Source organism: Actinokineospora sp. UTMC 2448 (assembly GCF_024760565.1).
Lineage (GTDB): Bacteria > Actinomycetota > Actinomycetes > Mycobacteriales > Pseudonocardiaceae > Actinokineospora > Actinokineospora fastidiosa.
Window position 1 is genome coordinate 2,526,367 of sequence record NZ_CP031087.1, and the last position, 21,775, is coordinate 2,548,141.

21 protein-coding genes are annotated in these 21,775 nt (G+C 73.3%); 14 read left to right on the plus strand and 7 right to left on the minus strand.

Features of this window, described 5'->3' with window-relative positions; translation table 11 throughout:
- Positions 1-30: 30 nt before the first annotated feature.
- A complete protein-coding gene (locus Actkin_RS11905; RefSeq protein ID WP_258907181.1) occupies positions 31-891 on the plus strand; it encodes an alpha/beta fold hydrolase in 861 nt (286 codons plus the stop codon).
- Between the two features lie 10 nt (positions 892-901).
- On the opposite strand, the gene Actkin_RS11910 is transcribed toward Actkin_RS11905, so the two are convergent.
- Positions 902-1,819 carry an alpha/beta fold hydrolase gene (locus tag Actkin_RS11910; protein ID WP_258907183.1) on the minus strand — a complete coding sequence of 306 codons (918 nt, stop codon included), beginning with the start codon at positions 1,817-1,819 and terminating at the stop codon, positions 902-904.
- Between the two features lie 86 nt (positions 1,820-1,905).
- On the opposite strand from Actkin_RS11910, the gene Actkin_RS11915 reads away from it, so the two are divergent.
- From Actkin_RS11915 to Actkin_RS11955, 9 genes are all read left to right on the plus strand, one after another.
- Positions 1,906-2,715: a helix-turn-helix domain-containing protein gene (locus tag Actkin_RS11915; RefSeq protein ID WP_258907185.1), complete on the plus strand. Its 810-nt coding sequence runs from the start codon at positions 1,906-1,908 to the stop codon at positions 2,713-2,715.
- Positions 2,716-2,786: 71 nt separating this feature from the next.
- A complete protein-coding gene (locus Actkin_RS11920) occupies positions 2,787-3,650 on the plus strand; it encodes an AraC family transcriptional regulator (protein ID WP_258907187.1) in 864 nt (287 codons plus the stop codon).
- A gap of 483 nt (positions 3,651-4,133) precedes the next feature.
- Positions 4,134-4,718 carry a type II toxin-antitoxin system RelB family anti-toxin gene (locus Actkin_RS11925; RefSeq protein WP_189212665.1) on the plus strand — a complete coding sequence of 195 codons (585 nt, stop codon included), beginning with the start codon at positions 4,134-4,136 and terminating at the stop codon, positions 4,716-4,718.
- A 60-nt stretch (positions 4,719-4,778) separates the two neighbouring features.
- Positions 4,779-5,921: an NAD(P)/FAD-dependent oxidoreductase gene (locus Actkin_RS11930; protein WP_258907188.1), complete on the plus strand. Its 1,143-nt coding sequence runs from the start codon at positions 4,779-4,781 to the stop codon at positions 5,919-5,921.
- Positions 5,918-6,175, plus strand: coding sequence for a (2Fe-2S)-binding protein (locus tag Actkin_RS11935; RefSeq protein ID WP_258907190.1), 258 nt, complete (start codon positions 5,918-5,920; stop codon positions 6,173-6,175). Before Actkin_RS11930 ends, Actkin_RS11935 begins: the two co-directional genes overlap by 4 nt.
- Complete coding sequence (locus tag Actkin_RS11940) at positions 6,172-7,449, plus strand: FAD-dependent oxidoreductase (protein WP_258907191.1); 1,278 nt, start codon at positions 6,172-6,174, stop codon at positions 7,447-7,449. Before Actkin_RS11935 ends, Actkin_RS11940 begins: the two co-directional genes overlap by 4 nt.
- A complete protein-coding gene (locus Actkin_RS11945; RefSeq protein WP_258907192.1) occupies positions 7,446-8,345 on the plus strand; it encodes a dihydrodipicolinate synthase family protein in 900 nt (299 codons plus the stop codon). The genes Actkin_RS11940 and Actkin_RS11945 overlap by 4 nt, the downstream gene beginning before the upstream one ends.
- Position 8,346: 1 nt before the next feature.
- On the plus strand, positions 8,347-9,342 hold the full coding sequence (locus Actkin_RS11950) for a proline racemase family protein (protein WP_258907193.1): 996 nt from the start codon (positions 8,347-8,349) through the stop codon (positions 9,340-9,342).
- 5 nt (positions 9,343-9,347) lie between these two features.
- A complete protein-coding gene (locus Actkin_RS11955) occupies positions 9,348-10,676 on the plus strand; it encodes an aldehyde dehydrogenase family protein (RefSeq protein ID WP_258907909.1) in 1,329 nt (442 codons plus the stop codon).
- Between the two features lie 45 nt (positions 10,677-10,721).
- On the opposite strand, the gene Actkin_RS11960 is transcribed toward Actkin_RS11955, so the two are convergent.
- Together Actkin_RS11960 and Actkin_RS11965 are read right to left on the minus strand one after the other, a co-directional pair.
- Entirely contained in the window at positions 10,722-11,750 is a 1,029-nt protein-coding gene (locus tag Actkin_RS11960) for an alpha/beta fold hydrolase (protein WP_258907194.1), read from the minus strand.
- Between the two features lie 13 nt (positions 11,751-11,763).
- Entirely contained in the window at positions 11,764-13,086 is a 1,323-nt protein-coding gene (locus tag Actkin_RS11965; protein ID WP_258907195.1) for a cytochrome P450, read from the minus strand.
- Positions 13,087-13,320: 234 nt separating this feature from the next.
- Here Actkin_RS11965 and Actkin_RS11970 point away from each other — a divergent pair, with 234 nt between their 5' ends.
- The gene (locus Actkin_RS11970; protein WP_396122959.1) at positions 13,321-14,085 is read left to right on the plus strand and encodes an SAM-dependent methyltransferase; all 765 of its coding nucleotides are present in this window, start codon (positions 13,321-13,323) and stop codon (positions 14,083-14,085) included.
- 19 nt (positions 14,086-14,104) lie between these two features.
- Complete coding sequence (locus tag Actkin_RS11975; RefSeq protein WP_258907197.1) at positions 14,105-16,201, plus strand: putative bifunctional diguanylate cyclase/phosphodiesterase; 2,097 nt, start codon at positions 14,105-14,107, stop codon at positions 16,199-16,201.
- Positions 16,202-16,203: 2 nt separating this feature from the next.
- Here Actkin_RS11975 and Actkin_RS11980 read toward each other — a convergent pair whose 3' ends face one another.
- Positions 16,204-16,656 carry an iron chaperone gene (locus Actkin_RS11980; protein WP_258907198.1) on the minus strand — a complete coding sequence of 151 codons (453 nt, stop codon included), beginning with the start codon at positions 16,654-16,656 and terminating at the stop codon, positions 16,204-16,206.
- Positions 16,657-17,003: 347 nt separating this feature from the next.
- Between Actkin_RS11980 and Actkin_RS11985 the strand changes: the two genes are divergently transcribed.
- Entirely contained in the window at positions 17,004-18,041 is a 1,038-nt protein-coding gene (locus tag Actkin_RS11985; protein ID WP_396122960.1) for a fatty acid desaturase family protein, read from the plus strand.
- A 45-nt stretch (positions 18,042-18,086) separates the two neighbouring features.
- Here Actkin_RS11985 and Actkin_RS11990 read toward each other — a convergent pair whose 3' ends face one another.
- Entirely contained in the window at positions 18,087-19,382 is a 1,296-nt protein-coding gene (locus Actkin_RS11990; protein ID WP_258907200.1) for a DEAD/DEAH box helicase, read from the minus strand.
- Between the two features lie 190 nt (positions 19,383-19,572).
- Here Actkin_RS11990 and Actkin_RS11995 point away from each other — a divergent pair, with 190 nt between their 5' ends.
- On the plus strand, positions 19,573-19,920 hold the full coding sequence (locus tag Actkin_RS11995; RefSeq protein ID WP_258907201.1) for a helix-turn-helix domain-containing protein: 348 nt from the start codon (positions 19,573-19,575) through the stop codon (positions 19,918-19,920).
- A 583-nt stretch (positions 19,921-20,503) separates the two neighbouring features.
- On the opposite strand, the gene Actkin_RS12000 is transcribed toward Actkin_RS11995, so the two are convergent.
- Both Actkin_RS12000 and Actkin_RS12005 read right to left on the minus strand, forming a co-directional pair.
- Positions 20,504-21,094 carry a ClpP family protease gene (locus tag Actkin_RS12000; protein WP_189212679.1) on the minus strand — a complete coding sequence of 197 codons (591 nt, stop codon included), beginning with the start codon at positions 21,092-21,094 and terminating at the stop codon, positions 20,504-20,506.
- Positions 21,091-21,714: a ClpP family protease gene (locus Actkin_RS12005; protein WP_189212680.1), complete on the minus strand. Its 624-nt coding sequence runs from the start codon at positions 21,712-21,714 to the stop codon at positions 21,091-21,093. Before Actkin_RS12005 ends, Actkin_RS12000 begins: the two co-directional genes overlap by 4 nt.
- Between the last annotated feature and the right edge of the window lie 61 nt (positions 21,715-21,775).

The following is a 21,775-nucleotide window of genomic DNA, read 5'->3' on the forward strand; positions in this document are numbered from 1 at the left end:
ATGCGTCATCGAGCCAAGGAGGCATGTGACATGATCGCTCGCGTCGCCCATCGCCGGATTGCCGTGGACGGGGTCGAGGTCTTCTACCGGGAGTCCCTTCCGGACAAACACGACGCGCCGACCCTGTTGCTGCTGCACGGTTTCCCATCGGCTTCGCACCAGTTCCGCCGCCTCATCGACGCCCTCGGCGCGCGATACCGGCTCGTCGCGCCGGACTACCCCGGGTTCGGCCACACGAAGGCCCCCGACGGGTTCACCTACTCCTTCGACCGCCTCGCCGACATCGTCGAGGGCTTCGCGGACCGGGTGCTGCCCGGGCGCTTCGCCGTGTACCTGTTCGACTTCGGCGCGCCCGTCGGCTTCCGGCTCGCGCTGCGCCGACCCGAGCGGATCGCGGGCCTGGTCGTGCAGAACGGCAACGCCTACACCGAGGGCCTGTCGCCCGCGGCCCGCGACTTCATCGCCCTCACCCCCGACACCCCCGGCGCCGAGCGGACGATCCTGGACCTGTTCACCCTCGAGGCCACCCGCGCCCAATACGAGGGCGGCACCGCCGATCCCGAGCTGATCGCGCCGGAGGGGTGGCTGCTCGACCAGTTCTTCCTGGACCAGCCGGGCCGCAAGCAGGCCCAGCTCGCCCTGGCCTACGACTACCACCGCAACGTCGCCGCCTACCCGGACTGGCAGGCGTGGCTGCGCGAGCACCGCCCGCCGACCCTGATCACCTGGGGCGTCAACGACCCGTTCTTCACGGAGGCGGGCGCCAAGGCCTATTTGCGCGACGTCCCGGACAGCGCGCTCCACCTGTTCGACACCGGCCACTTCGCCCTGGAGGACCACCTGCCCCGGATCGCCCCGCTGATCGCCGACTTCCTGGACGACAACCTGTGATCGCCGCTGGTCAAACGGAGTCGACGAAATCGCGCAGGAGCGCGCCGGTCGGGTCGGGGGCCTCGATCATCGGCGTGTGGCCGACGCCTGCGAGGAGTTCGAGGCGTACCTGGGGGACCTGCCGGTAGTCCTGGGCGGACGACGGCTGCCACCGACGGTCCTCGGCCCCGAAGATCACCAGCGTGGGGAGGGCCACGCGGGTCAGGCGGTCGGGGATGGGGCTCTCGGCCAGGAACGCGTCGACGCCCTCGCCGGTCGCGGTGAGGCCGCGGTAGGTCACCCGGCGGACGTCGGCGACGAGCCGGTCCGGGATCGGCACCTCCCGGGTGAACGCGGTGCTCAGCGCGTCGCGGATCGTGCTGTCGGTGCGGAAGCGCCAGAGGAGTTCGCCCGCCACGGGGGTGGTCAGCAGGCGGGCGGCGACGCTCTCGCCGAGGAACGCGTCCGCCCGGGGGCCGGTGTTGACCAGGGCGATCGCGGCCACCAGATCGCGCCGCCGCTCGGCCAGCGAGGTGGCGACGGCGCCTCCGGTGGAGTGCCCGACGACGGTCGCGCGGCGCACCCCGAGCCGGTCGAGCGCCATCCCGACCCGGTGGGCCTGCTGCGCGATGCCGTAGCCGTCGGTCGGTTTGGCCGATCCGCCGTGGCCGAGCAGGTCGAGCCGCACCACGCGGAGGCCGCGCAACGCGGGCAGCACCGGGTCCCACCACGCTGTCGAGCCGCCCAGGCCGTGCAGGAGCACCACCGTCGGCGCGTCAGCCTGCCCGTCCTCCACGACGTGGATGTCCCCGCCGTCCAGGCGGACGATGTGCTCGCCCTCGGCCTCGGCGGTCTCCGCGCGCACGGCGATCGTGTTCCACGCGAGGAGGACGGCCAGCCCGCCGACGCTCAGCAGGACGATCCGCCGTCGTTTGGTCGCTTTCCCCATGGCTCCTCTCTCGGTTCGGGTGCGGTCACCCTTCCGGGACGGAGGCGTCGGGGTCTTGGAGAAATGTCCGCTCGTACAGTCGGGGTGTGCGACCAGGTGACTCCACGGCCGACTGGGAGATCGCGCGCCCGGCGCGGGTGACGCCCGGCGTCGCCATGGCCGGGTTCCGCATCCGCGGGGGCCGGCCGGTCGAGCTGCGGGCCATCCCGCATCCGGCCGTCACCCTGGCCGTCGAGTTCGGCGACCGCCCGTTCGACGTCCACGGCTCGCCGATCCGCTCCGGTGGTCTCGCCGCGGGCCTGGGCTTCACCGCGTTCCCGGTGCGCGCCGATGGGGTGGAGTGCGTGCAGGTACGGCTGTCCCCGGTGGTCGCGCGTCCCGTGCTCGGGGAGCTGGGCGACGGCGTCATCACGCTCGACGACCTGTGGGGCCGCGATACGCCCCGCCTGCGCGAGCGGCTGCACCACGCCCGAACCTGGGCGGAGCGGTTCGCCTTGCTCGACGCCGAACTGCGGGCCCGGATTCACGCGGGCAGGCCGGTCGACCCGGAGGTGGCCTGGGCGTGGCGGCGGATCGTGGCGAGCCGGGGGCGGGTCCGGGTGGGCGATCTCGCGGCGGGGGTGGGGTGGAGCCGTCAGCGCCTGTGGTCGCGGTTCGGCGCGCAGATCGGGCTGACGCCCAAGCGCGCGGCCATGCTGGTCCGCTTCGACGACGCCGTCCACCTGCTGGTCCGGGGGCACAGCCCCGCGCGGGTGGCGGCCGATGGTGGCTATGTCGACCAGTCCCACCTGCACCACGACGTCCGCGCGTTCACCGGGGCGACCCCCGCCGTGGCCGCGGGTGAGCCCTGGCTGGCCGCTGACGCCAGGGCGTGGCCGGAGCGCGTGGTCGAATGACCGCATCGGTCCGCGACGGTCGGGCGCGGGCGGGGGAGCGTCGGTCAGGGTTGGTGTCGAAGGGAGGCACGATGATCTCGGCACTCAACCGGCTCGTCGACGTCGTCGAGGACGCCGACGAGGTGGACGTGAGCGCGCTGGCCAGGGAGTTCGGCACGACCGAGTACCACTTGCGCCGGATGTTCTCGTCGCTGGCGGGCATGCCGCTGTCGGAGTACATGCGCAGGCGGCGGATGACCCTCGCCGCCGCCGACGTCGTCCGCGGCGTGGACGACCTGCTGAGCATCGCCGTCCGGCACGGGTACGGCTCGACCGAGGCGTTCGGTCGCGCGTTCCGGGGCGTCCACGGGGCCAACCCCGGCGACGTCCGCCGCGACGGCGGCCCCCTTCGCACACAACCACGGCTCAGGTTCCGCCTGAGCGTCGAAGGGAGCATCCCCATGGACACCCGCATCGTCGACCGCCCCGCCTTCCGCCTGATCGGCCACGCGACCCGCGTCCCGCTCATCCACCACGGCGTCAACCCGCACATCCAGGAGCACATCGCCGGGCTGCCGGGGGAGGAGCACGAGCGGCTGAAGGCCATCGGCGACACCGAGCCGCCGGGCCTGCTGCAGGTCTGCGACGACCTCGACCCCGACAGCGCCGAGGGCAGCGAACTGACCTACCTGCACGGCGTCGCCGTCACCCGGGACACGGCCACCCCTGACGACCTCGACGCCATCGAGGTCCCGGCGGGCCGCTGGGCGGTCTTCCGCACGGACGGCCCCTACCCGCAGACCCTGCAGACGACCTGGGCCGCCACCGCCACCGACTGGTTCCCCTCCAACCCCTGGCGCCTCCGCCCCGGCCCGTCGATGGTCGCCATCCTCCATCGAAACCCCAACTTCACCACGGCGACGTGTGAGCTGTGGCTGCCGGTCGAGCCTGCGTGACCTGGACGCCTGCCGCGGCCGTGGACGATTCCACGGCCGCGGTGGGTGGTGCGGGTCTTGCGTGGCGTGGCGTGGTGGCGATCGCGGCTTGGTGGAAGGGCTGCGGGTGCGCGGCGCGGGTGGGGTGGTGTCCGTGCGGATGGTGGATGAGCGCGGGCAGGTCGACGCGGCAGGCAGTTGGCGCGATCCCGAAGGTAAGGCTGTGGGGTGCAGTGGCAGGAGTGGGACTTTGCTTCGGCCCAGGAGGAGGGTGGTGACTGTGGGCTCGGCCCGCAAGGTGCTGTCGCCGCCCGGCAGGGGGCCGGCGCGGCCCGGTTGGGGTGGCCGGGGTGGGGTTCGGGTGTGGGCGGCGGCGGGGGCTGGGTGCGGTCCTGATGCTCCGTTCCGCCCGCGAGCTGGAAGCCGCCTGGTAGGGCTGCGGGTGTTGTGGCCGGGCGTGGTGGGGGTGGGTCGGTAGGGTTCGGGGGCGGGGAGGTGGTTGTCGTGGAGCGGGGTCAGGCCGGGCAGGTGTTGGCGGCCAATCTGCGGGCGTTGCGGGAGCGGGCCGGGTTGTCGCTTTCTGAGTTGGCTCGGCGGTCGGATATCGCCAAGGGGACGTTGTCGCAACTGGAGAGTGGGAACGGGAATCCGACGATCGAGACGGTGTTCAGTTTATCGAACGCGTTTGGGGTTCCGGTGTCCACGCTGCTCACCGAGCGGGTCGAGCCGGAGGTTGTGTTGGTGCGGTCGGCGGGGGTTGATGTGCTCAGCAGCAATGCGGTTGACCTGCGGATGTTGCGGCGGATGGACGTCACCGACACCGTGTTCGAGTTGTACGACCAGCGCGTGCGGCCGGGGGAGGTGCAGCGGTCCGCGGGCCATCCCGGCCGCGAGCATGTCGTGGTGATCTCCGGGGTCCTGCGGGTGGGTCCGCCTGAGGCGCCGTATGAGCTGGGGCCGGGGGATTACGTCTGCTTCCCCGCCCAGGGGCCGCACGTGTACGAGACGGTGGGAGGCCCGGTGGCGTCCGTCCTGCTGCTGGAGTACCCCTCCGACACCCCCGCCGCCGCGTGCGTCGTTCGGGGTTGACCCTCCGGCGCGTCGCGGGCTAGCCTCACCACCGTTCATTCTATTGAACGGTGGTGAGGGATGGTCGACGTCACGGTGGTCGGCGCGGGCGTCATCGGCGCGGCGTGCGCCGAGGCGTTGAGCGCGGCGGGGCTGCGGGTCCTCGTCGTCGACCGGGCCGACCCGGCCTGCGGGACGACGGCGGCGGGCGAGGGCAACGTGCTCCTGTCGGACAAGCCCCCCGGGCCGGAACTGGAGCTGGCGCGGGTCTCCCGCGCGCTGTGGCCGGAGTTGCTCGCACACCTCGGAGCGTCCGCCGAGTGGGAGCCCAAAGGCGGCATCGTCGTCGCCACGACCGACGCCGGGGCCGCCGCCCTGGCCGCGACCGCGAGCGGCCAGCGGGAGTCCGGTGTGGACGCCGTCGCGCTGGCGCCCGACCAGGTCGCCGACATGGAACCCCTGCTGACCAAGCACATCACCGCCGCCATGCACTACCCCGAGGACGCCCAGCTGCAGCCAGTCCTGGCCACCGTCGCCTTGCTGACCGCGGTCCGCCAGCGCGGGGGAGAGGTGCGCTCGGGCGAGGCCGCCGTCGGCGTGGTCACCAAGGGCGGTGCCGTCGCGGGCGTCCGCACCGAGCGGGAGACCGTGCCGTGCCCCATCGTCGTCAACGCCTGCGGGCCGTGGTCGGCGGCGTTCGCCCGGGCCGCGGGCGCGCCCATCGACGTGCTCCCCCGCCGCGGCATGATCCTGGTGACCGCGCCCCTGCCACAATCCGTGCGGCACAAGGTATACGACGCGGATTACGTCGGCGCGGTCGCCAGCGGCGACGCCGACCTCCAGACGTCCACAGTGGTCGAGTCGACGCAAGCGGGCACGGTGCTGATCGGGTCGAGCAGACAGCGCGTCGGCTTCGACGACACCATCCGGGTCGACGTCGTGACCGAGCTGGCGCGCAAGGCCGTCGCCCTGTTCCCGTTCCTGGCCGATGTCCCCGTGATGCGCGCCTACGGCGGCTTCCGCCCGTATTCCCCCGACCACCTGCCGGTGATCGGCGAGGACCCCCGCCTGCCGGGCCTCTGGCACGCCACCGGCCACGAGGGCGCGGGCATCGGCCTGGCCCCGGCGACCGGCCGCCTGCTGGCCGACCTCGTCCTGTCCCGCCCGCCCTCGGTGGACCCGCGCCCGTTCCGCGTCGACCGGCCCGCGGTGATCGCGGCATGAGGGTCGAACTGGACGGGGAGTGGGTGACGGCCGCGCCGGGCCAGACCGTCGCGGGCCTGCTGCTGGCGCGCGGCCGGGTCAGCTGGCGCACGACCAGGGCAGGCGGTGCGCCGCGCGGCGTCTTCTGCGGGATCGGGGTCTGCCACGACTGCCTCGTGGTGGTGAACGGCGTGCCCGACGTGCGCGCCTGCCAGCGGCTCCTCGCCGACGGCGACCGCGTCCGCTGCCAGGACGGCGCGGAGCTGCCGTCATGAGCCGCGTCGTGGTCGTGGGGGCCGGACCCGCCGGGCTGGCGGCCGCCGCTGCCGCCGCCCGGGCAGGCCGCGAGGTCCTCCTCATCGACGCCGAAGGCAGGCGCGGTGGGCAGTACCACCGGCAGGACCTGCTCGACACCACCGAACGCTTCCCGCTGCCACCCGGCGTCGAGCACCTTGCGGAGACCGTCGTGTGGGCGGTCGAGCCGGGCAGGCGGCTGCACCTGCTCACCGGCCCGGCCGACGGGCCGGGCAGGCGGCGCCGCACGGTGGACGCCGCCGCGCTGGTCATCGCGCCGGGCGCGCACGACCGGGTCCTGCCGTTCCCCGGCTGGACCCTCCCCGGCGTCTACACCGCGGGCGCGGCCCAGGCCATGGCCAAGGGCCAGCGGGTGGCGGTCGGCCGCCGGGTGCTGGTCGCGGGCACCGGCCCGTTCCTGCTGCCCGTCGCGCGGGCCGTGCTGGGCGCGGGCGCGGAGGTGGCGGCCGTCCTGGAGGCCAACCGGCCCCGCTGGCACACCGAGCCGCGCGGCCTGGCCGCGGGCCTGGCCAAGGCGCCGGAGCTGCTCGGATACCTCCGCACGCTCGCCAAGCACCGCGTCCCCTACCGGACGCGGACCGCGGTCATCGCCGCCCACGGCGCGGACCGGCTCGAATCGGTCACCACGGCCAGGCTGGACGAGCGGTGGCGGGTGCGCCCCGGCACCGAACGGGAGCTCGAGGTCGACGCCCTCTGCGTGGGCCACGGCTTCACCCCGCGCCTCGAACTCGCCGTCGCCGCCGGATGCGCGCTCAGCGGCGGCTTCGTCTCCGTCGACCCCGCCCAGCGCACCTCGGTCCCCGGCGTCTACGCAGCGGGCGAGGTCACCGGGATCGGCGGGGCCGACCTGGCCGCCGCCGAGGGCGCGGTCGCCGGCCTGGCCGCGGCGGGCGCGCCGGTCCCGCCCCGCCTGCTGCGCCGCGTCCGGTCCCTGCGCCGCTTCGCCGCCGCGCTCGACCGCGTCCACCCCGTCGGCGACGGCTGGCGCGAGTGGCTGACCGACGACACCCTGATCTGCCGCTGCGAGGAGGTGCCCTACCGGGCGCTGCGCGCGGCGGCCCCCGGCGCCCGCGCGCTCCGGCTGACCTCCCGCGCGGGGCTCGGCCTGTGCCAGGGCCGCACGTGCGGGGCGGCCGTCGCCGACCTGTGCGGCCTGCCCGGCGACGCGTTCGCCCGCAGGCCGATCGCCGCGCCGGTCCGGCTCGGCGAGCTCATCGACGAGGAGAACGAATGACGGAGAGGCTCGACGGCGTCATCGTCGCCACCGCCCTGCCCTACGCCGAGGACCCGGCAGCGCCCGCGGGCCTGCGCGTCGACCTCGACCGCTACGCCGAGCACTGCCGGTGGCTGGTCGACAGCGGCTGCCGGGGCGTCGGCCCCAACGGCTCGCTCGGGGAGTACTCGTCGCTGACCGACGCCGAGCGCAGGGCCGTCGCCCGGGCCGCCGTCGACGCGGTGGGCGATGACGGGGTCGTCGTGGTCGGGGTGCACGGACCCGGCTGGCACCAGGCGAAGGCGTGGGCGGAGCAGGCCGCGGAGGACGGCGCGCACGGCGTGCTCTGCCTCCCGCCGACGATGTACCGCGCGAACACCGCCGAGGTCGTCCGGCACTTCGCCGAGGTCGCCTCGGTGGGCCTCCCGGTCATGGTCTACAACAACCCCATCGACACCAAAGTGGACCTCACGCCCGACCTGATCGCCGAGCTCGCCCAGATCGACAACGTCGTCGCGGTCAAGGAGTTCTCCGGCGACGTCCGGCGCGTCCTGGAGATCCGCGAGCGGGCGCCCGGTCTGACCGTGGTCGCGGGCGCGGACGACGTGGCGCTGGAGTCGCTGCTGATGGGCGCGACCGGGTGGTTCGCAGGCTTCCCGAACGTCTTCCCCGCCGAGTCCGTCCGGCTGTTCGAGCTGGCGCTCAGCGGCGACCTCAAGGCGGCGCGGGCGCTGTACGAGCCGATGGTCGCCGCGTTCCGGTGGGACTCGCGCACCGAGTTCGTCCAGGCCATCAAGCGCGCGATGGACCTGGTGGGCCGCTACGGCGGGCCGTGCCGCCCGCCCCGGGGTCCGCTCACCGACGACCAGCTCGCGGCGCTGGACGCCGACATGCGCCGCGCGATGGGTGGCCGCTGACATGCGCGCCGCCCGCTACTTCGCCGCCGTCGACTCGCACACCGAGGGGATGCCGACCCGGGTGGTCACCGGCGGACTCGGCGTCATCCCCGGCGCGACCATGGCCGAGCGGCGGCTGCACTTCATCGAGCACCTCGACCACATCCGCGAGCTGTTGATGAACGAGCCGCGCGGCCACTCCGCGATGAGCGGCGCGATCCTGCAGCCGCCGACCCGGCCCGACGCCGACTGGGGCGTGCTCTACATCGAGGTGTCCGGGTGCCTGCCGATGTGCGGGCACGGCACGATCGGGGTGGCCACCGTGCTGGTCGAGACCGGGATGGTCGAGGTCGTCGAGCCGGTGACGACCGTGCGGCTGGACACCCCGGCCGGGCTGGTCGTCGCCGAGGTCGCCGTGTCCGGCGGGCGGGCGGAGTCGGTCACGATCCGCAACGTGCCGTCGTTCGCCTGCAGGCTGGACGCCTCGGTGCGGGTGCCTGGCCTGGGCGAGGTCCGGTACGACCTGGCGTACGGCGGGAACTTCTACGCCATCCTCCCGGTCGCCGACCTCGGGCTGACGTTCGACGACAAGGACGCCATGCTCGCCGCGGGCCTGGACATCATGGCCGCGATCAACGAGCAGGACGAGCCCAGGCACCCCGAGGCGGACGGCATCGCGGGCTGCCACCACGTGCAACTGGTCGGGCCGGGCGCGCCGGGCAGCGACTCGCGCAACGCCATGGTCATCCACCCCGGCTGGTTCGACCGCTCGCCCTGCGGCACCGGCACCGCCGCCCGCATGGCCCAGCTGCACGCGCGCGGCGCGCTCGAACTGGGCGTCGACTTCGTCAACGAGTCGCTGCTGGGCACCCGGTTCATCGGCAGGCTGGTGGCGGAGGCCGCGGTGGGCGGCCTGCCCGCCGTGGTGCCGACCATCTCCGGACGCGCCTGGATCACCGGGATGGGCCAGTACCTGCTCGATCCGACCGACCCGTTCCCCAGGGGGTTCGTGCTGTGAACCGTGTGCAGTCGACGTCACCGCAGCGTCCGTCGGACGTGGTGGTGGACGTCCCGGTTTGTGATCCGTCCGATGTGGCCAGTGCCGTGGAGACGGCCCGTGCCGCGCAGCGGGAGTGGGCCCGCAATGGGCCCGCGGTCCGGGCGGCCGCGCTGACGGCGTGTGCCGACGCGGTGGCGGCGCGGACCGACGAGCTGGCCGCGCTGGTGGTCCGCGAGGTCGGCAAGCCGGTGCTGGAGGCCCGGGGCGAGGTGGCGCGCGCGGCCGCCATCCTGCGGTACTACGCCCAGCAGTGCTTCGACCCGATCGGGGAGACCTACCCCGGGGCCGGACTGGACTTCACCGTGCGCAGGCCGCGCGGGGTGGCGGGGCTGATCACGCCGTGGAACTTCCCGCTGGCGATCCCGGTGTGGAAGGCGGCGCCCGCCCTGGCGTACGGCAACGCGGCCGTGGTCAAACCCGCGCCGGAGGCCACCGCCTGCGCGCTCCGCCTCGCGGAGCTGTTCGCGCCTCACCTGCCTTCAGGGCTGCTGACTGTCCATCCGGGACACGGTGAGACGGGTGCTGCTCTGGTCGATGCCGCCGACGTGGTGTCTTTCACCGGTTCGACCGGGGTCGGCAGGCGCGTCTCCGCGGCGGGGGCGGCGCGGGGGATCCCGGTGCAGTGCGAGATGGGCGGGCTGTCCGCGGCGATCGTCCTCCCGGACGCCGACCTCGGCCGCGCGGCCACCCACGTCGCGGGCGCCGCGATGGGCTTCGCGGGGCAGAAGTGCACCGCCACCAAGCGGGTCCTCGTGGTCGGCGACCCGGCGCCGTTCACCGAGGCCCTGCGGGCCGCGGTGGACGCGCTGCGCGTCGGCGACCCGGCCGACGACGGCGTCGCGGTCGGGCCGGTGATCACCGAGGCCGCCCGCGACCGCGTCCGCGAGGCCCGTGCTGGCCGCGTCGTGGTCAGCCGCGACGTGCCGGACGAGGGCTGGTTCGCCGCGCCCACCGTCGTCACCGACCTGCCCCCGGACGCCCCGCTCAACACCACCGAGACGTTCGGCCCGATCTGCACCCTCGCCGCGGCGCCGGACGTCGCCTCGGCGCTCGCCCTGGCCAACGGGACCGCGTACGGCCTGGTGACCGCGCTCTACACGAACGACCTGGCCGCAGCGATGGCGTACGTCGCCGAATGCCAGTCGGGCATGGTCAAGGTCAACGCCCCGACCGCGGGCGTCGACTTCCACCTCCCCTTCGGCGGCGAGAAGGACTCCGGCTACGGCGGCCGCGAACAGGGCAAGGAGGCCCAACGCTTCTACACCAGCCCCCGCACGGTCCAGTTCGGCTAGCTGCCTTCGGGCCGATCCGTCGAGGAGCCGCGCGGCTGACGGCTGCTACCTCGACGCGGGGCCGCGGGCCGGGGTTCCGGGCAGGGCGGTGGTCCACTCGATGACCGCTCGGTGGTACTCCGGGGCGTGCGGGGAGAAGTTGAGGGAGTGGCCGTAGCCGGGGACGACGTGGGTGTGCAGCCCGGCCTCCGGGGCGTAGAACGGGCCCTCTGAGGCGCGCAGGGCCTCGGCCGACGAGCAGTCGGCGCCGAGTGGGGGGCCGCAGAAGTTCGCGTCGCCCGCGCCCATGACCACCATGACCGGCACCTTGATCTGCCGTGACAGGGGGATCAGCGTGCTGATCAGCACCGTGTCCACCGTCTCCGTCGGCGTGACGACGTCCTTGGTGGCCTCGTCGAAGGCGAGCGCGGCCGGGTCCGGGGCGCCGGGGGTGTGGAACGACCGGTAGCGGGAGCCGGGCGTGGTCGTCAGGTAGCCGAGGTCCAGGCCGTAATCCCGCAGGCGCGCGTCGAGGACGGCGGGGACGAGGGTGGTGAACACCGGCACGGCGCCCGGGAGGTTGATCCGGTGGGTGAGCCCGGTGATCACCACGCCGTCCACGTCGCGGTGGCGGGCCGCCTCGATCGTGGCCACCGCGGAGCCGACCGAGTGGCCGACGACGACCACCCTGGCGAAGCGCGGCCGCAGCGTCTGGATCACCCGGTGCACGGCGTCGGCCTGGCTGCGCGCGTCGAGGAACAGGCTCGCGGGCCGCGAGCTGCGGCCGCTGCCGAGCCGGTCGACGGCGATCGTCGCGATCCCGGCCCGGTTCATCGCCAGCCGGTACGACAGCGTCTCCGGCGCGTGGCCGATGTCCCAGTACGCGCTGGTGTAGGTGCCTCCGGGGATCAGCACCTGGACCGTCGACGCGCCCTGCGGCACGCACAGCCTCCCGTGCATCGACTGCGCAGTGAGTCCTGCCCGCACCGGTACGATCACGTCCTCGCAGGTGATCTGCGCCGCGCCCGCCGTCGCGGGCGTCAGGCAGACCGCGGCGGCGAGCAGGGCTACGACGCCCAGACGGCGGTATCGCACCACAACCTCCAGATCAGTGCCGCGGGATCGCGGTCATCAGCAGGCCGCTCGGGTAGGCGGCGGACGTGAACGTGACGCGGACCGGCTTGCCGGGCACGGGAACCAGCCGCCACCGCGCGGCGACCGTGGCCACCGCGATCGCGATCTCGGTCTGCGCGAACAGGTTCCCGACGCACTGCCGCCCGCCCGCGCCGAACGGCACGAACGCGCCCTTGGGGACGCGCGACGCCCGCTCCGGCGACCAGCGGTCGGGGTCGAAGCGGTGCGGCTCGGCGAACGAGGCCGGGTCGTGGTGCAGGGCGTGCGGGCTGAAGATCACCTCGGTGCCCTCGGCGAACGGCACCCCGCCCAACTCCACCGGGGCGAGGGCGCGCCGCATCAGGAACCAGACCGGGTATCTCCGCAGCACCTCGTTGACGACCCGGTTGAGGTAGACCAGCTTCTCGACGTCGGCGAAGGTCGGCGGCCGCCCGCTCAGCACCTCGTCGACCTCGGCGTGGACGCGGCGCTCGACATCGGGGTGCCGGGCGAGTTCGTGGAAGGTCCAGGCCAATGCCAGCGCCGTCGTCTCGATGCCGCCGACGAGCAGCGTCATGACCTCGTCGTGGACCTGCTGGTCGGACATGCCCGCGCCGGTCTCGTCGTCCTGGGCCAGCAGCAGCATCGACAGCAGGTCGCCGTGGTCGGCGCCGTCCTCGCGCCAGCTGCGCACGACGTCGAGCACGATCGCGCGCATGCGGGCGATGGCGGCGTCGAACTCGCGGTTGGCGCGCAGGGGCAGCCGCTCGACGAACGACGGCGACAACGCGCGGACCATGCCCTGCTTGAGGACCAGGAAGATGGACCGGCGGATCTCCTCGATCGCGCGCTTGCCCATCTCGGTGGAGAACAGCGCCTCGCCCACGATCGTGACCGCCAGGGACTGGGCGTCGGCCTCGACGGCGCGCACCTGGCCGGGCCGCCAGGAGGCGGTGAGGTCGGCGGCGGCGCGCGCCATCGTCTCGGCGTAGCGGGTGATGCGGTCGCGGTGGAAAGCGGGTTGCACCATCCGCCGCTGACGGCGGTGGTCAGCGCCGTTCGAGGTGGCCAGGCCGTTGCCGAAGAACGGCCGGAACTTGTCGAACAATGCTCCCTTCCGGAATAGCGCACCCTTGGTGACCAGCAGTTCGTGGACAAGGCGAGGATTCGTCAGGAAATACGTCGGCATGGTCCCCAGATCGATGCGCACGATGTCGCCGTACTCCCGCAGCGACGCGGTGAACCGGTGGCGTTCGCGCAGCATGGGCAGGGTGTGGCCGAGCAAGGGGAGTCGACCCGGGGCCACCGGGACCGCCATGTCCGCTCCTCGCCGAGTTGGGGATGGATCGTGGGGGAAGGATCGTGGGGATGGATCACAGTAAAGCCGTTCGGGTGGCGCCGACAGTGCCCGATCGGGCGATCGCGAGCCACCCCGATGGCCCAATGGAGCGCCCTTCCCGGATGGATAGGATGTTGCCTTTCTAGCAAAGGGGTGTTCGCAGTGGCGCAAGGGGAATGGATTCCGCCGAGTGTCGACGTCTCGGTCCCGAGCATGGCGCGCACCTACGATTTCCTGCTCGGCGGCGCCCACAACTTCGCGGTGGACCGGGAACTGGCCGCCCACGTCGAGCGGGTCATGCCCGACGCGCGGTCGGCTGCCCGGGTGAGCCGGGCGTTCCTCGGCCGGACCGTGCAGTTCATGGTGGGGCAGGGGATCCGCCAGTTCCTCGACATCGGCTCGGGCATTCCGACCGTGGCCAACGTGCACGAGGTCGCGCAGGCGGCGGACCCGGAGTGCCGGGTGGTGTACGTGGACAAGGACCCGATCGCAGTAGCCCACAGCGAGTTGATGCTGGTGGACAACGACCGCGCGGCCATCGTGCACGCCGACATGCGCGACCCGGACTCGATCCTGGACCACCCGCAGACCCGGCGGCTGCTCGACTTCGACCAGCCCGTCGGCCTGCTCGTGCTGATGATGCTGCACTGGCTGCCCGACGAGGCCGACCCGTGGGCGCTGATGGCGCGCTACCGCGACCCGCTGGCCCCCGGCAGCCACCTCGCGATCACCCACGTCACCGCGGACAACCAGGACGAGCGGCTGACCGAGGTGACGGACCTGATCAAGGAGAGCCGCAGCGCCGACCAGCTCACCGAGCGCCCGCACGATCAGGTGGTGGCGCTGTTCGGCGACTTCGAGCTCGTCGAGCCCGGCCTGGTCGGGTGCGCGGCGTGGCGGCCCGCCGGTCGGGGCGACATCGCCGACGCCGCCGAGATGAACATGGTGATCTACGGCGGGGTCGCCAGGAAACCCTGATGCCGAGGCAGGACTGAGGATGTCGCAGCCCGGATCCAGGCCGGACCCGCGCCCGGACGGCGGACGCGCGCGGGAACTCCTCGCGCGCAAGTGGGCGTACCTGCTGAGCGGCGTCGCCGTGATCCCGCTCGCGGTCGAGGAGCTGGAACACGAGCTGCGCGAGCAGATCGACGCCCTGTGCGCGGCCGCGGCCAGCGACCCGGTCGACACGGCGGCGGCCGAGCGCGTCGGCGACCACGTCGTCGGGCTCGGCTACGTCGGCGAGGACGGGCTGCGGCGGACCGTCGAGGTGCTCGGCAAGGGACTGCCCGCGCTGCCCGGGTTCCAGCGCGCCGAGCAGGCCGCGCTCGTGATCGGCGCGCTGGCCGCCGGATTCCTCGTCGCGAACCGGCGGGTCGTGTTCGAGCAGCAGGAGCGGATGCAGTTGTCGCTGCTCAAGGCCGTGCGCGACGCCAAGTGGCACCTCAAGGAGAGCGAGGCGCGCTTCGACTCGGTGGTCACCTCGTCGGCCAGCGGCATCATGATCGTCGGCCTGGACGGGCGGCTGGTGCGGACCAACGCCGCGGTCGCCGAGATCCTCGGCCGCACCCCGGCCGAGCTGACCGGCGCGACCCTGTTCGACCTCGTCCACCCCGACACCGTCGGGATGCTCCGCGAGGCGATGCGGGCCGTGGCCGAGGGCGGCCAGGACCGCGTGCGCCAGTCACAGCGGCTGCTGCGCAAGGACGGCGACGTCGCGCGGATCTCGCTGACCGCCTCGCTGCTGCGCGACCCGGACGGGGCGCCGAGCCACTTCGTCGCCGTCGTCGAGGACGGCACCGAGCTGATGCTGCTGCAGAGCGAGCTGCACCGGCAGGCGCTGCACGACGTGCTCACCGGCCTGCCCAACCGCCAGTTCTTCGGCACCCACCTGGAGAGCGCGGTGCGGCGGGCCGACCCGGTCCACGGCGTGACGCTGCTGCACCTCGACCTCGACGGGTTCGGCATGGTCTGCGACAGCCTGGGCTGGCTCGCGGGGGAGCGGCTGCTGGTGCACGTGGCCCAGCAGCTGAAATCCGTGCTGGCGCGGGAGAAGGCGATGGTCGCCCGGTTCGACGGCGACGAGTTCGGCATCCTCGTGGAGAACACCGCGACCACGCCGAACACCGCCGCGCTCGCGGCCGCGATCAACCGGGCGCTGGCCGAACCGGTGTACGTCGACGGGCACGGCCTGGCGGTGTCGGCGTCGATGGGCGTGGTGCGCGGCGTGTCGCGGAACCAGGAGCCCGCCGAGCTGCTGCGGGCGGCCGACCAGGCGCTGCGGCGGGCCAGGCGGGGACGGCGCGGGCAGTGGGAGCTGTTCGACCCGGGCCGGGACACCGCGGACCGCTCGGCCCTCGCGCGGGCCGTCGCCATGCCGGGCGCGTGGGAGCAGGGCGAGTTCACCGTCCGGTATCGGCCCGTGGTGCGGCTGGCCGACGGCGGCGTCGCGGGCGCGGAGGCAGTGCTGCGCTGGGACCGGCGGGACGGGCGGCTGCCGCACGAGCGGTGCGTGGCGCTGGCCGAGCGGACGGGCTTCATCCTGCCGCTCGGCGAGTGGCTGCTCACCATCGCCGCCGGTCAGGTCCGCTGGTGGCAGCGAGACGCCTCGGCGGTGCCGCTGTCGGTCGCCCTCACCGCGCACCAGGCGACCGACGCCGACCTGGTGTCCCGCGTCGTCCGGGTCCTGGACGCGACCGGGCTGCCCGCGGACCGGTTGGCGGTCGCCGTGCCCTCGGCCGTGGTGACCGCGCCCGACGTCGCCGACAACCTCGGCGTGCTGGCCGAGATGGGCGTGCGGACGGCCCTGCGCGATCTCGCCCTCGGCCCCGACGACGTGGCCGCCGTGCGCGACCTCGGCGTCCACTCGGTGCGCGTGGCCGCGCGGCTGGTGGAGCTGCAGAGCAGGGCGGACGCCGCGTACGTCGGCGCCCTGCTCCCCGCGCTGGCCGAGACCGGCGCCGTCATCGGTGTCGACGGCGTCGTCACCGAGGAGCAGGCGGCCTGGTGGCGGGAGGCGGGCGCGGAGCTGGGCACCGGGCCGCTGTTCGGGCCCGACCACTCCGCCGCGGGCTTCCACGCCCGGCTGCGCCGATAGCGTCAGCCCGCGGCCTTCTTGACCAGGGCGGTGATGCGCTCCTCCACCTCGGGGGTCACCCCGGTGAGCGCGAAGGCGGTCGCCCACATCGCGCCCTCGTCCAGCTCCGCGGTGTCGTTGAACCCGAGCGTGGCGTAGCGGGCCTTGAACTTGTCCGCGCTCTGGAAGAAGCAGACGACCTTGCCGTCCAGCGCGTAGGCGGGCATCCCGTACCAGAGCTTGGGCGCGAGCGCCGGGGCGTTGGCCTTGACGATGGCGTGCACGCGCTCGGCCATGACCCGGTCGGACTCGGGCATCTCGGCGATCTTGGCGAGCACGTCGCGCTCGGCCTCGGCGGCCTTGTCCGCGCGCGATCCTCGGCGCGACTGCTTCTTCAGCTCCTGGGCGTGCTCCTTCATCGCGGCGCGCTCCTCGGCCGTGAACCCGTCGTACGCCTTGGTCGCCTTGGTGCCCATCGTCGATCCCTTCCCGGAGTGGTTCCTGCTGATGGGAACGCTAGGTGGTGGTCCAGCGGTCCGCTTCTCCATTCCTGACCGGTCCGCCACCGCAGGTCAGCGGTCTTTTCGGGTGAACTGTCGGGGAACGCGTCCGCGCTCGCCACCTGGCTCATCAGCCCATGGGGTACTGTCGGTGACGACGCCATGTCACTTCGCGGGGACCTTCTTCGCGGGCGCCGCTCGCCCCGTCGGGTGCACCCCCGAGCTGCCTGTTTCAACCCGTCTTCAGCCGGGAAAACCCCGGCCAACCGGCTTCTGCCTCCTGGCGGATCGGTGTTACCCGTCAGATCGACCTCCGGAGGCCCGTGTTGTCCCTCTCCTCTCCCGTTTCCCTGGGCAAAACCGGGGACTTCACGGAGCTGGTCGGCCTCGTCCGGCAGTCCGGGCTGCTGGACCGCCGCCACCGGTACTACGCGGTGCGGATCGTGCTGAACCTGGTCGTGTTCGCCGCGGGCTGGGTGGTGTTCGCCCTGGTGGGCGACTCGTGGTGGCAGCTGCTCACGGCAGTGTTCTTCGCGGTGATGTTCACCCAGCTGGCGTTCATCGGCCACGACGCCGGGCACAAGCAGATCTTCCGCTCCCGCCGCGCCAACGACGCGGTCGGCTACGCCCACGGGGCGCTCGTCGGGATCAGCTACGAGTGGTGGGTGAACAAGCACATCCGCCACCACGCCAACCCGAACCACGAGGAGGACGACCCCGACCTGGACATCCCGCTGCTGGCGTTCAGCCGCGCGCAGACGCACACCAAGCGCGGGTTCCTGCGGTGGACGACGAAGTACCAGGCGTTCCTGTTCTTCCCGCTGCTGTTGCTGGAGGGCCTGAACCTGCACTGGGCGGGCGTGCGGGCGGTGATGACCGGCGAGGTCAAGTCCCGGGGCCGCGAGTCCGTGCTGCTGCTGGTGCACGTCGCGGTCTACCTGACGGCGGTGTTCGTGGTGCTGTCCCCGCCGATCGCGCTGGCGTTCATCGCGGTCCACCAGGGGCTCTGGGGCGTCTACATGGGGTGCTCGTTCGCGCCCAACCACAAGGGGATGCCCACCATCGCGCCGGGCACGAAGCTGGACTTCTTCCGCAAGCAGGTCATGACCAGCCGCAACGTCAGCGGCGGCCGGTGGGTCGACTGGCTGCTGGGCGGGCTGAACTATCAGATCGAGCACCACCTGTTCCCGAACATGCCGCGGCCGAACCTGCGGCGGGCACAGGTGCTCGTGAGCGAGTTCTGCACGCGCCACGGCGTCCATTACGCCCAATGTGGACTGCTCACGTCCCTCGGGCACGTCCTGCGCCACCTGCACGAGGTCGGAGCGCCCTTGCGGGCTCGGAGCCGACCGGCGAGCTAGCCGCCGGGCAGGCGGAGCACCAGCGTCGCTGGTGCTCCGCGCTGATCAGCCTGCCCGACGGGCGCTACCGCCCGACTTCGCCCGCCGCGGCGGGCCACCCCTGCGGGACGACCGGCGCCTGTCCTGCGCGGCGGCGACCGGCGCGGCGCCCGGGGCGGTGTAGGAGCGCTCGCCGGGGGCGAGTTCGGCCAGCAGCGGGTGGCCGGGGCCGAGCTTCGTCGTGGTCGGCTTGATCTTCGCCTTGCGGACCAGGTCGCGCACGTCGGACACCTGGTCGTCGGTCATCAGGGTGACGACCGTGCCGCCCGCGCCCGCCCTGGCCGTGCGGCCGGAGCGGTGCAGGTACGCCTTGTGCTCGACCGGCGGGTCGGCGTGGACCACGCGCACCACGTCGTCGACGTGGATGCCGCGCGCGGCGATGTCGGTGGCCACCAGGATCTTGGCGGCGCCGGAGGCGAACGCGGTCAGGTTGCGCGTGCGCGCGCCTTGGGCCAGGTTGCCGTGCATCTCCACCGCGGGCACGCCCGCGGCGTTGAGGTGGCGGGTCAGCGCCCGCGCGCGGCTCTTGGTCCGGGTGAACACCAGCGTGCTGCCCGGCGCGGCGACGAGGTCGACCAGCACGGGGATCCGCTCGGTCGCCCGCACGTGCAGGATGTGGTGGACCATTGTGGACACCGGCGACTGGGCGGAGTCCACGCTGTGGGTCACCGGGTCGGTGAGGAAGCGCCGCACGAGCACGTCCACGCCGGAGTCCAGCGTCGCCGAGAACAGCAGGCGCTGCCCGGTGCGCGGGGTCTCGTCGAGCAGCCTGCGGACCGCGGGCAGGAACCCGAGGTCGGCCATGTGGTCGGCCTCGTCGAGGACGGTGATCTCCACCGCGTCGAGTCGGGCGTCGCGGGTGTCGATGAGGTCGCGCAGCCGTCCCGGGCAGGCGACGAGCACGTCGACGCCCTGGCGCAGGGCCTTGACCTGCCCGCCGCGGTTGACGCCGCCGAAGACGGTGGCGGTGCGCAGCGACAGGGCGGCCGCCAGCGGGGCGGTGCTCGCCTCGATCTGGGTGGCCAGCTCCCTGGTCGGGGCCAGGATCAGCGCCCTGGGCCGCCGGGGCGTCCTCGGCGCCGCGCTCTCGGCGAGGCGGGCGAGCACGGGCAGCACGAACGCGAACGTCTTGCCGGAGCCGGTCTGGCCCCGGCCGAGCACGTCACGCCCGGCGAGCGAGTGCGGCAGCGTCGCTTCCTGGATGGGGAACGGTGCGGTGATGCCCTGCTTGGCGAGCACCCTGGTCAGCTCGGCGGGCACGCCGAGCTCGTCGAAAGTCGTGTGGGGGCGGCGGACCGCCATGAATTCTCCGAACGCTGAAGGATCGTCCTGCCCGGCGCGAACTCGACGGTCGCGGCGCATGGGGGTCGATGTGGAAACGTGGCCCGAGGCAGAACAGAGCGGGCCACGCCCCGAGCGTACCCCATGTCCGGGATTCCGCTGGGAGCGGAAGCGCTGCCCGCGCCGGTGGGATCGGTGCCAGGATGTCCCCATGGCGGACGTGGTCCAGTTTCCCCCCAACCGCACCCCCGCTCCGGACGGCGACCCGGAGCCCCTCTGGCGCACCGCCCTGGGCCGCAACCTGCGGGCGATGCGGGAGCGCCAGGGCGGCCGCCTGGTCGACGTCGCCGAGCGGGCGGGCATCTCCCCGCAGTACCTGTCGGAGATCGAACGCGGCCGCAAGGAACCCTCCAGCGAGATGATCGCCGCGGTCACCGGCGCCCTCGGCGTGGAGCTGGCCGACCTGCTGATCGACATCTCCTGGGACGTCCGCCGCCACCGCGGCCCCGGCCCGATCCCCCGCCGCCGCCCGAGCGGCCCGGTGCTGATGGCGGCCTGAGGCCTCCGGCTGTCGGGTCGGGTGGCGGGATCCGTCGTGTCGGGTGGCGGGGTGAGATCTGTCGGGTCGGGTGGTGGGGAGATGGAGGGCGGCGAGGCGACCCGCCCCGCTCAGGTGTCGACGGCCGCGTGAGGTCGAGAGGTCTGCGCGCCACGGCCGAGGCGCGGGGGCCGCAGGTCGGCGACGTCGCGCGGCAGGTCGTCGCGCGGCGTTGTCGCGCGGTGGGTTGTCGGGCGGCGGGTTGACCGTGTGGCGGGTTGTCGGGCGGCGGGTTGACCGTGTGGCGGGTTGTCGGGCGGTGGGTTGTCGGGCGGTGGGTTGTCGGGTGGCGGGTCGGCCGTGTGGCTTCCTGGCCTGCGGAGGTGACCACGGGAACCTCTGGCCCAGCTCGGTGCGCTGGGCCGTCGTCGGTGAAATGTGGAATCTCCTCTCCGGTCGGATGAGGCCTCGGCTGGCTGGTCGGGCGCTGCGGTGTGGGTCGTGGCTTTGCGGGCCCGCCGCTGGAGCGGTTCGTCTGGTTGCCTGCCCTGTGGCCCGGTGCTCCAGGGGGCCGCGAGGCTGCGGGCCGCCCCCGCCTCGGGGATCAGGCCCTGTGTTCGAGGACCTGGTCGGCCAGGCCGTAGGCGACTGCGCCGGGGGCGTCGAAGACTCGGTCTCGGTCGGTGTCCTCGCGGAGGCGGGCTATGTCCTTGCCGGTGTGGGCGGAGAGGACCTCCTCCAGCTGGGTGCGGACCCGCACCACCTCGTCGGCCTGGAGGATGAGGTCGGGGATGGTGCCTCGGCCCTGGGCGGCGGGCTGGTGGAGCACCACGCGGGCGTGGCGGAGGACTGCTCGGCGGCCTGCCTCGCCCGCGGCCAGGAGGACCGCGCCCGCGGCCACGGCCTGGCCGACGCAGGTCGTCACCACCGGGGCTTTAATGAAGCGCATGGTGTCGTAGAGGGCGAGCATCGCCGACGGGTCGCCGCCCTCGCAGTTGATGTAGAGGTTGATCTCCTGCTCGGGGTTGTCCGACTCCAGGAACAGCAGCTGCGCGATCAGCGCGTTGGCCACGCCGGAGTCGATCGGGGTGCCGAGGTACACGATGCGCTCGGAGAGCAGGTGGGAGTAGACGTCCATGATCCGCTCGCCGCCCGCCACGCGGGTGATGACGTTGGGGATGGTGTACGTGCTCATGCTGTCGCTCCCGTCTCCGCGCGCAGCCCCAGCCGTTGGGTGCGCACGGGCAGCACCTGGTCGAAGGCGTCGACGATCTGGTCGATGAAGCCGTACTCCCGCGCCTGCTCGGCGGTGAACCAGCGGTCGTGCAGGGAGTCGGCGAAGATGCGCTCGATCGGCTGACCGGTGTCGGCCGCGATGATCCCCAGCACGGTGTCCCGGGTGTGCCGCAGGTCGTCGGCCTGCACCTCGACCTCGACCGCCGAGCCGCCGATGCCCGCCGAGCCCTGGTGCATCAGGACCCGCGCGTGCGGCAGGGCGAAGCGCTTGCCGGGCGTGCCCGCCGACAGCAGGAACTGGCCCGCGCTGCACGCCAGCCCCAGCGCGAGCGTCGTCACGTCGCACGGCACGAGCCGCATGACGTCGCGGATCGCCAGCATCGATGGCACCGAGCCGCCGGGCGAGTGGATCCACAGCGCGATGTCCTTGTCCGGGTCCTCGGCCGCCAGCGCGAGCATCTGGGTGGCGAGGACCGTCCCGTTGTCGTCGTCGAGCACGCCGTCGAGGACCAACACGCGCCTGCTGAGGAACCGTTCGCGGAGCCGGTGGTCGAACAGGGGCTGTTTCTCGTTCGTCATGCCCCGACAATGCCGCCGCGCCGCCCCCGTCCGCCGCTCTCGCTGCCGTGAGCAGATCCGC

Excerpts from the sequence above, each read along its gene's own strand:
- Actkin_RS11905 (WP_258907181.1), top strand. The coding sequence starts at position 31 with ATGATCGCTCGCGTCGCCCATCGCCGGATTGCCGTGGACGGGGTCGAG.
- Actkin_RS11910 (WP_258907183.1), bottom strand. The coding sequence starts at position 1,819 with ATGGGGAAAGCGACCAAACGACGGCGGATCGTCCTGCTGAGCGTCGGC.
- Actkin_RS11920 (WP_258907187.1), top strand. The coding sequence starts at position 2,787 with ATGATCTCGGCACTCAACCGGCTCGTCGACGTCGTCGAGGACGCCGAC.
- Actkin_RS11930 (WP_258907188.1), top strand. The coding sequence starts at position 4,779 with ATGGTCGACGTCACGGTGGTCGGCGCGGGCGTCATCGGCGCGGCGTGC.
- Actkin_RS11935 (WP_258907190.1), top strand. The coding sequence starts at position 5,918 with ATGAGGGTCGAACTGGACGGGGAGTGGGTGACGGCCGCGCCGGGCCAG.
- Actkin_RS11940 (WP_258907191.1), top strand. The coding sequence starts at position 6,172 with ATGAGCCGCGTCGTGGTCGTGGGGGCCGGACCCGCCGGGCTGGCGGCC.
- Actkin_RS11945 (WP_258907192.1), top strand. The coding sequence starts at position 7,446 with ATGACGGAGAGGCTCGACGGCGTCATCGTCGCCACCGCCCTGCCCTAC.
- Actkin_RS11950 (WP_258907193.1), top strand. The coding sequence starts at position 8,347 with ATGCGCGCCGCCCGCTACTTCGCCGCCGTCGACTCGCACACCGAGGGG.
- Actkin_RS11965 (WP_258907195.1), bottom strand. The coding sequence starts at position 13,086 with ATGGCGGTCCCGGTGGCCCCGGGTCGACTCCCCTTGCTCGGCCACACC.
- Actkin_RS11970 (WP_396122959.1), top strand. The coding sequence starts at position 13,321 with ATGGCGCGCACCTACGATTTCCTGCTCGGCGGCGCCCACAACTTCGCG.
- Actkin_RS11975 (WP_258907197.1), top strand. The coding sequence starts at position 14,105 with ATGTCGCAGCCCGGATCCAGGCCGGACCCGCGCCCGGACGGCGGACGC.
- Actkin_RS11980 (WP_258907198.1), bottom strand. The coding sequence starts at position 16,656 with ATGGGCACCAAGGCGACCAAGGCGTACGACGGGTTCACGGCCGAGGAG.
- Actkin_RS11990 (WP_258907200.1), bottom strand. The coding sequence starts at position 19,382 with ATGGCGGTCCGCCGCCCCCACACGACTTTCGACGAGCTCGGCGTGCCC.
- Actkin_RS11995 (WP_258907201.1), top strand. The coding sequence starts at position 19,573 with ATGGCGGACGTGGTCCAGTTTCCCCCCAACCGCACCCCCGCTCCGGAC.
- Actkin_RS12000 (WP_189212679.1), bottom strand. The coding sequence starts at position 21,094 with ATGAGCACGTACACCATCCCCAACGTCATCACCCGCGTGGCGGGCGGC.
- Actkin_RS12005 (WP_189212680.1), bottom strand. The coding sequence starts at position 21,714 with ATGACGAACGAGAAACAGCCCCTGTTCGACCACCGGCTCCGCGAACGG.